This is a genomic window from Pseudomonas sp. HMSC067G02 (assembly GCF_001813485.1).
Lineage (GTDB): Bacteria > Pseudomonadota > Gammaproteobacteria > Pseudomonadales > Pseudomonadaceae > Pseudomonas > Pseudomonas aeruginosa.
The window spans coordinates 1-2,072 of sequence record NZ_KV812619.1; the positions used below are offsets into that span (position 1 = coordinate 1).

The 2,072-nt window shown below is 67.7% G+C and carries 1 protein-coding gene; it reads right to left on the bottom strand.

All coding sequences use genetic code 11. The features are described 5' to 3' along the window. Nucleotides 1–1,926, bottom strand: a 1,926-nt coding sequence (tssI, locus tag HMPREF2914_RS01240) for a type VI secretion system Vgr family protein (protein WP_070702793.1), incomplete at its 3' end; no start/stop codon positions are given. Nucleotides 1,927–2,072 lie beyond the last annotated feature (146 nt).

Genomic DNA, 2,072 nt, shown 5'->3' on the forward strand with positions numbered 1-2,072 from the left:
CGGCATCTTGATCGCGATCCCCGAGCCGCTTCCCGGCGCGCCGCCTGCATTGATCCGTGCCAGCGGGCCGCTGATGGCGATGCCGCTTGCGTCAAGCCGGATGAAGCTGCCGCCGGCCTTCACCGTCAGTTCGCTGTCAGCCTCGATCACCATCTTCTGCCCGGCCTTCAGGTGGATCTCGCGCCCGGCCCTGGCCAGGTAGGCACGACCGAGCTTCACGTGCTGGCTGTCGCCGACCGTCAGGTGGTCATCGGCCTTCAGCTCGACCTTGCGCTCTCCGTGCACGGTGTGATGCTCCTCGGCCTTGAACTCGCTGTAGCTGTTCGCCTCCACGGTGTCGTGGCGTTCGTGGCCGACGCGGATCTTCTGGTCGTGCTCGATGTTCTCGTCCCAGTCGCGCTGGGCATGGACGAAGATCTGTTCCTGGCCCTTGCGATCCTCGATGCGCAGCTCGTTGTAGCCGCCGCCGCCAGGGCTGCTGAGGCTCTTGAAGACGCTGCGGGTCTGGTTCGCCGGCAACTCGTAGGGCACCGGGTGGGCGGCGTGGTGGACGCAGCCGCTGACCAGCGGCTGGTCGGGATCGCCTTCGAGGAAGTCCACCAGCACTTCCATGCCGACCCGCGGAATGACGATGCCGCCATAGCCGTTTCCGGCCCAACCGCTGGCTACGCGCAGCCAGCAACTGCTCTTGTCGTCGCCCTGGCCCTCGCGGTCCCAGTGGAACTGCACCCTGACCCGGCCGTAGCGGTCGCAGTGGATTTCCTCGCCTGGCGGGCCGGTCACCACCGCGGTCTGGCTGCCCAGCACGCGCGGCTTCGGGTGCTCCAGCGGCGGGCGGAAGAACACCTCCCAGGGCGTGGCGAGGAAGCGGTTGCGGTAGCCCTGCTGGAAGTCGTCCGTGCTGGCCGACGTGTCGGAGGTAACGTTCTCTTCCAGCACCTGCGGCTGCTTGCCTTCGTGGAAGACTTCGCTGAGCAGCCACAGGTCGTTCCACTCCGCGCGCGGGTGCTCGGCGATCTCCAGGAAATGCCCGCTGACCAGCAGCGGCTGGTCGCTGACCCCTTCGCCCAGGCGCCGGTCGGCGCGGTGCCGCTCCAGGGCGCGCTGGCTGAGCAGCTTGCCGCGCTGGCGATCGACGAAGCGACCGGGGTAGTCGTAGTCCTCCAGGTCCGGCTCGGCCGGGGCGTCGGCAGCGGGGCGATTGCCGGCCTCCAGCAGCAGCCGCGGCTTCTCGAAGTCGTAGTCGCGGCGAGTGGTGCGCGTGGTGCGGCTGGCCAGGCGCAGGCTGAAGCGCTTGATCACCGGTTCGTCGGCGACCAGCCCGCTGTCGTGCACGTAGGCGGTGGGACGGCCCAGGCGGGGGAACACCGTCTGGTCGTCGCCGAACACCAGCAGGTGCGCCTCGGCGCTGTGCCGGAAATGGAAATGGATGCCCTCTTCGGCACAGAGGCGCTGGACGAAATGCAGGTCGCTTTCGTCGTACTGCACGCAGTATTCGCGCTCGGGATACCGGGTGCCGAGCTGGAAGCGGTAGGCGTCGGCGAGGATGCCGTGCTCCTCGAGGACCAGGGCGACGATCTGCGGCACCGTGAGGTGCTGGAAGATCCGCTGGTTGCTGCGCTGCGCGAGGTAGGCCAGTTGCGGCACGAGGGTGAGGCGATAGCGGGTCAGGCGCTTGCCCGCGTCGGCCTGGGCGGCGCCGTAGACCAGCCCGTGGACGCCCTGGCCCTGCGGGGTGAAGGCGAGGAAGGCGGGTCGGTGCATGAGCGCTTCGAGGTCGAGGCCGGCGCGCTCGCTGACCAGTTCGAGTTCGAAGCGGTAGGGCCGGCTGATGCCTTCGTGGCCGCTGAATTCGAGAACCTGCAGGTCGTGACGGAGGCCGTCGAGGCTGAGGCTGAAGTGGGTCTGGTTGGCCGGGTTGAACATCCGCTGTCCCCTGTTTCTCGAAAAACCTGCACGGCTGGCGTCCCTGTTCGCCGTGCTTGATCCGAAGTGCGTGATCGCGCGGATGCTACGTCAAAAAAACTGTGCAAATTGTTGCGCACATCGCCGGAAAACCGCGGCGCGCCTGA